Genomic DNA, 6,539 nt, shown 5'->3' with positions numbered 1-6,539 from the left:
GTTTAGCATAGCAAGTTCGGTAGAACCAGGATAATTCTTTCCCAGCCACGAATCTGGCTTGACTTTTGGCAACTCATACCTGACTTTTCCAGTTGTCAGATTTTCACGTTTGAATTGTCGTTGTTTGCCCAAAGCACGCGGAATTTGCGACAAAAAAGATAGCGGGCAAATTCGCCGCCAAACTTCATGCCCGAATACTAATAAAATAAAGATTGATGCAGGTACGATCGCGCCCCAAAACAGCGTTGTAGCGAGTGGGTATGGCTGCTCTACTAAGCATTTCCCCTGCACCGCAATACAGCTATTTGATAACCTTAATGGACTCCAAGGATGGTTTGGCTCCGTCAATACCGAAGTCCACGGATCGTAGAATAAAGATGCAATAATTAGCAACCAAGCGATCGTCAAAATCCAACGAACCACATGCATTCGTCGTTCGGGTATCCGTGAAAACATATATAAAATTGCGATAAAAAATTTTAATCGAAAAAACTGGGGAAACCCTAAGAACGCACTTTTCGCTAGTTAAATTGATAGGGTTATATATTTAAAAACAATAGACTTTTGACTATGAATAGATCGAAAATGACGGCTTAGTGAGTGACTTCATTCATCGATTCATAGATAAACCCCATTAATAAACAAGTTTATAGCATAAACTCGTCTATGCATAGAGTATTAATATGTGCTTTTGAACAGAATATCGAATAAACTCTCTAAATATTCTTATCGATGGCACTTTTCCGCTAGCAGCAAACGGCTTTAGATCCCGATCGATGCTCTTAATAAAATATTTGTAATCCTTACCAGAGTTGTGTTTGCAATGATACCGTCCGGCGCGAATGGCAGGACTCAACGGTAGAAATAATAAAAAAGAGTAGCTGTTGCTACTCCCTGTATAGATATATTAAGATGTTTTCGTAATTCTCTCGCCCGATCGATTTAGGTAGCAGGGTACACCACTGCCAAATTTCCAACCAGTTAAGATCCGATCGTAACTTGTCGATCGGGTAATGTTTTCATTAATGTCGCCATTTCGATCGCATTGAGCGCGTAACCCCAACCATGATTGCCTTTAATGCCCGCACGTTCCAAGGCTTGAGTCATGGTATCGACAGTTAACACTCCGAAAATAACTGGCGTACCGCTCTGAAAACCTACCGCCGCCACACCTTTGGCAACTTCCGAAGATACATAGTCAAAATGGGGCGTGTCGCCCCGAATTACCGCACCCAGACAGATAATCGCATCATAGCGATTTGATTCGGCTAGTTGTTTTGCCACCAGTGGCACCTCAAAGCATCCCGGCACCCACGCATAGTCTACTTGGCTACCATTGGGGTCGATATCGATTCCGTGGCGTTTGAGACAATCCTGGCAGCTTTCTAGGAGTTTATTAGTAACCAGGTCGTTAAATCGACCGATAACGATCGCAAACCGTAAAGAACTATCGCAGACGAGAGTGCCTTCAAAAACTGCCATTTAATTAAAAATTATGCGTAAAACAGGATACAACTATTATAGGCTGGCATAGCAGGTCGAGATCGGCTGCAATTGAGACAAGATTGCCATCCTAGCAGCCGATCGCAGACATTAGCAATCTAAACTACAAGGAAGTTGAGGACTCCAACGACAACTACTAAAATTGTCCACGCTCCAGAGCCGACGAACAGCAGTTGTTTCGATCGATCCCAGTTTTGTGGTGCTGCATAAGCAACAGGCACGCCGACAATCATCACGAAAGATAGTAGCACTAATGCGAACAGTGCCAGGTTGAAAATTACGATCATTATATGTACGCTCCCAAAACAGCAGTATTTAAACTTACACTATTAAAAATTTAGCACCTCTTTGTTGGTTGTTGGCTATTTATTTGGGGGACGGGGGGGGAACTGAGGGACGGGGGGACGAGGGGACTGAGGGACTAGGGGACTAGGGACAAATTATTGGCTGTGAGCTATTCTCATGATGAAAAGTGAGATTGGATCTGATGGTGGTTTTTAAAAACAAAACGGCTGTAATCCGCATTCTGTCGTCAACAGCCTGACAATAGTTCGAGAATCGTGGGGATTTCATTTAGTTCGTCAATGATGGCATCTGCTTGTTTTGCCTCCAGCCAATGTGGGGTGCGTTTCCAGATCGATCGCATTCTGGCTTGCTTGGCTCCGTCAATATCTGCGGTGGGGTTATCGCCGACAAAGACGCTGTTTCGAGCCGAGCTACCCAATCGATCGATTCCCCGCTGAAAAATTGCCGATTCTGGCTTCCTCACGCCTTCGGTTTCCGAAATTAGAATCGCGTCAAAATAGTCGCGAATGCCTAATCCAGAGATCGCTCGATTTTGAAATTCGCCGCGCCCGTTTGAGATAATTCCTAATAAGTATCCTTGCTGTTTTAAAGTATTCAGTAGCTCTAACAATCCAGGGAATGGTACGCAATGAAGTTGAAACTGGGTTTCATAATCTGCTAGTAAGTCTTGCCAGGTAATCCCGTCAATTTTAAATTCGGTAACTAGGTTTCGATAAACTTCGTCTTTCCAAACGTGTCCGTTTGAGTCTAACTGTATAAACTTTGTTGCATAGTTAACTTTGGGAATATGGCTTAAATAACAATTGAGTCGATCGTACTGGATATCGATAAATTGCTCGATGGATCGATCTCGATCGAGTAGCGTGCCATCCAGATCGAAAAGCACAGATTTTATCGTCATACATTCAATTTAGATATTTGCACTACTCAGATTCGATTCGATCGCGTATGTTGGCACCTGAAGAAAATAGTTCCGATTGAACTGTTCTTCTTCGATCGCTGCAAAGAATTTCTGGACTGTCAACAATGAATATAAATCTACATTCCCATCAATTTGCGGTTGAGTTAAAACTATTTTGACGAGATTGGTTTCTGGCTGGATGGAAATCTGAAATCCGATTTCGACTAAAGCGTCTAATCCCAATCTGATGGTGCGATCGCTAACCGCTAATTTTAATTGCAATCGTTCTAGTTCGATCTCTTCATTCGTATTCGACAGATACTTAGCGATGCCAACTAACTGCTCGAAAATCTCGCGACTGGTTGCTAAATTAGTAGTCTGATAATCTAACGCCAACGTCCCGCGATCGCGAAGGGCTTCTTGGCAGTAGCCTTGTAACTCGCTCCAATTACTAGGACATTTTTTAACCCAAGTAATCGCTGCTGAATTTTCTCGCTCTTCGGCTGACTGGTGACGAAAATCGAGTATTTCCAAAGGTACTTGTTGAATGGCAAAATTAGGTTGCTTCGAGATATCGGCGATCGTACTAATTATTGCCGCCGGACGAACTTCGACCAATCGCACTTCCATCTTCTTCTCGTAAGAATTAAAATCTAGCTCGACGATCGCATCGCAAGTTACTCGTGGCAGCTCGTGTTCGTAATGCCCCCACCAAATTCCTGGAAATCCTTTAGAACTACTGGCATCGATTAGCTCGAATTTAGTCCGAATATAGCGAACGGTGTTGCCTTTAAAATCTTGGATATTTTTATTCTTGATATCCTTAAATTGACAATTTTTAATTAGGAGTTTAGGGACTGGATTGCCCATACCATAAGGCTCTAGTAGTAGTAAGTCTTCAAATAAGTCTCGTCCGCTCGACAGATTTAGATCGGCAACAGTCACGACTAAATCTGTCTGAATCGACAATGGTGGCAATTTATCGAGTTGAGCGTGTAACTGCCGATCGATCGCTTCAGTAAAGATCGGAATATTTTCGACATTAATACTCATCCCGGCTGCAAACGGATGCCCGCCAAAACTATTGAGTAAATGAGCTTGAGAATTAACTAATTGATAGAGATCGACATTTTGAGTCGATCGCGCAGAACCCCTAGCAATTTGCGACTTTCCCTTAGCAGTATCTTCATCGCTATTAGTACTTAATAAAATCGTCGGCTTGCCATGCTCTTGAGCGATTTGTCCCGCAATTAAACCCAATACTCCCGGCGACCAATTATTATCTACCAGCACGATAACAGAAGTCGTAGACAAATCCAGCTCGGCTAATTTAGCCTCAACTTTCAGTGTCATATTCTTCTGCAATTCCTTCCGGCGCGTATTCGCTAATTCCGTCTCAGCCGCTAGCTCGTGACATCGATCGATATCCTTGCTAGTTAATAACTCCACCCCAAAACTTGCATCGCCATGAATCCGACTAATGGCATTAATTCGCGGTGCGATTCCAAACGAAATATCCGTCGGTCGATCGCCATTTCGCTTACACAATTGTAATAGCTTATTTACCCCCGGACGAAAACCCTCAATATCGGTTTTATTTTGCAACGTCACCCGCTCGATCCCCTTCTGCGCCAGATAGCGACAATCGCCATTGAGCTTCACCAAATCGGCAATTAACCCGATCGCGACTAAATCTAATAAATACTCTACAGGCTGCTGCGGAATATCGGGCAAAGTCAGATATAAAGCCTCCATTAATTTATAAGCAACCGCAACACCAGCTAAATGAAACAACGGATGACTCTCTTCAAAATAGCGCGGGTTGATAATCGCCACCACAGGCGGACGTTGCGGCGGTAACGTGTGATGATCGGTAACAATAATATCGACACCTAATTTAGTTGCATATTCAATTTCTTTAATATTCGTACTGCCCGTATCGCAAGTAACAATCAGATCTACCCCTTGCGCCGCCAATTTTTTAATGCCCGCATTATTTAGCCCGTGCGATTCCTTCATCCGATCGGGAATATAATAACTCAGCCCCTCTCCCTGCTTGAAAAACTGCCCTAAGCCGTCCCAAAGTACGCTAGTCGCCGTTACCCCATCCGCATCAAAATCGCCCCAAATAGCGACCTTTTCGGCATAGATGTAGGCTTTTTTCAATCGCTCCACCGCCGCCGTCATTTCCGTTCCAAATGCAAACGGACTAGTCGGTTGATATTTACTGTAATCTAAATAACCTGGAATCCGATCGAGATCCCGAATCCCCCGCTGCCATAATAATTGAGCGGCATATTTACCATTAACCGTCGGTTTACACGCCCGCACCGCCGCGACAAATTCCGGGGGAATTTCTAATTGAGGTGGAAGTTGCCAATCTACGCTCATACTGCACCGTCTTTTATAGCAATCCTAGACTATTTTTGATACTATTACTCAACTTATAATAAATTTGGGAGCTTGCTGTCATGCCAGAAGAATATGATTAATGCAGTTGAAGCTAGAACTTTAGACTACTACCTGACAAATATTAGAACTCGATTGCCCTACTTATGAATGTTAACGATATTAAAGATAGATTCGATCGCGGCGAATCACTCGATTACTTGTTTTTCTGGAGTCACCGACCTAATTCCGATGGATCGATCGGTAAAACTTGCTTTAGTCAATGGTTTGAGTCTAGTTTTGAACTAGATGGCATTCGCTATCAAACTGCCGAACATTACATGATGGCATCCAAAGCGCGTTTATTTGACGATCGATCCTTACTTCCCGAAATTTTAGCAGCAAATCATCCACGTCAGACTCAAACATTGGGCAGAAAAATTCCAGGCTTCCAGGAAACAATCTGGAACGAACATCGCTGATGGAAGTTCGAGATCTACTCTAGTTCGATCGATACCCAATTCCTACTTTTCAGAAATAGCACCAATTCGATCGATCGGCCAGAATCTTTGAGTTGCTTTGCCAATAATATACTCGCGCGGTACAAATCCCCAATAATGACTATCATAGCTATTATTCCGATTATCACCAAACACTAAATAATTACCTTTTGGTATAATGCCACCCGGAATTAGTTCTGTAGTGCTCCAATTATATGCTGGAGCTTCATCGAGATACTTTTCAGATAGGACTTTATCATTCACATACACCTTGCCATCTTTGACATCAACCCGATCGCCAGGAATACCAATGATTCGCTTGATAAAAGCATCTTTGTATCTTTCTTTTTTGAGAGTTTCTGTTGGTGAAAATACCACGATATCGCCTCGTTCTGGCGGATGAAAACGGTAGATTAATTTATTGATTATTACTCGATCGTTAATTGCTAAAGTAGGTAACATCGAACCAGCCGGAATATACCTTGCCTCAGCTACGAACGATCGCACGACAACCGCTATGATGAGATTTAAAACTAAAACGATACCTAAAAATCCAGCTATTAAGATCCGACTCCACAAACGCGGTACGTAGCGGCGAATTGGGGTTGAAGTGTAAGCAAAGTATACAGCGAGCAAACCGATAATAAACCGTAGAATTAGACAAAGCACCGAAATAGCTATTTGTCCCGATCCCGAACCAACAAAAGTTGCGATAAAAGTTAGAATAAATAATGTGGCAGGTAGCCACTGTTTCAGATAAATGTGTCCCAATCCAGGAATAAATCCAGATAAAAATACAGCTAGCCAAGCATCTTTACTCTTTTTTCGGCTAGATTCAAACTCACTCGAATTAGCATTTTTAGCTGTCCGATAAGCATCAAAAAGATTGACGATCGCTAAGATTAAAGGGAAAATTAAGGCTACTATCCCGATCGTAATAT

At 42.7% G+C, this 6,539-nt stretch carries 6 protein-coding genes and 1 pseudogene; 1 reads left to right on the top strand and 6 read right to left on the bottom strand.

The genetic code is table 11. The features are described 5' to 3' along the window. The 5 genes and pseudogenes from RMO79_RS21060 to recJ form a co-directional block, all read right to left on the bottom strand. Positions 1-456, bottom strand: a pseudogene (locus RMO79_RS21060) (cyclic nucleotide-binding protein); the annotation flags it as partial. A gap of 525 nt (positions 457-981) precedes the next feature. Further along, on the bottom strand, positions 982-1,482 hold the full coding sequence (gene ribH, locus RMO79_RS21055; protein ID WP_310485226.1) for a 6,7-dimethyl-8-ribityllumazine synthase: 501 nt from the start codon (positions 1,480-1,482) through the stop codon (positions 982-984). 119 nt (positions 1,483-1,601) lie between these two features. Further along, on the bottom strand, positions 1,602-1,790 hold the full coding sequence (gene psbZ, locus RMO79_RS21050) for a photosystem II reaction center protein PsbZ (RefSeq protein ID WP_015157691.1): 189 nt from the start codon (positions 1,788-1,790) through the stop codon (positions 1,602-1,604). 245 nt (positions 1,791-2,035) lie between these two features. Then, entirely contained in the window at positions 2,036-2,710 is a 675-nt protein-coding gene (locus RMO79_RS21045; protein WP_310485225.1) for an HAD family hydrolase, read from the bottom strand. A 9-nt stretch (positions 2,711-2,719) separates the two neighbouring features. Next, positions 2,720-5,101 (bottom strand): single-stranded-DNA-specific exonuclease RecJ, encoded by a 2,382-nt coding sequence (recJ, locus tag RMO79_RS21040; RefSeq protein ID WP_310485224.1) that lies wholly within the window; start codon positions 5,099-5,101, stop codon positions 2,720-2,722. A 164-nt stretch (positions 5,102-5,265) separates the two neighbouring features. Between recJ and RMO79_RS21035 the strand changes: the two genes are divergently transcribed. Next, complete coding sequence (locus RMO79_RS21035) at positions 5,266-5,580, top strand: NADAR family protein (protein WP_310485223.1); 315 nt, start codon at positions 5,266-5,268, stop codon at positions 5,578-5,580. 42 nt (positions 5,581-5,622) lie between these two features. Here RMO79_RS21035 and lepB read toward each other — a convergent pair. Continuing rightward, positions 5,623-6,539 (bottom strand): signal peptidase I (lepB, locus tag RMO79_RS21030; RefSeq protein ID WP_310485222.1); only part of this gene is annotated, 917 nt, incomplete at its 5' end.

The organism is Chamaesiphon sp. VAR_48_metabat_403, from assembly GCF_031422475.1.
GTDB lineage: Bacteria > Cyanobacteriota > Cyanobacteriia > Cyanobacteriales > Chamaesiphonaceae > Chamaesiphon.
The sequence above is the reverse complement of the archived record's forward strand: the minus strand, read 5'-3'. Positions and strand labels throughout refer to the sequence as shown.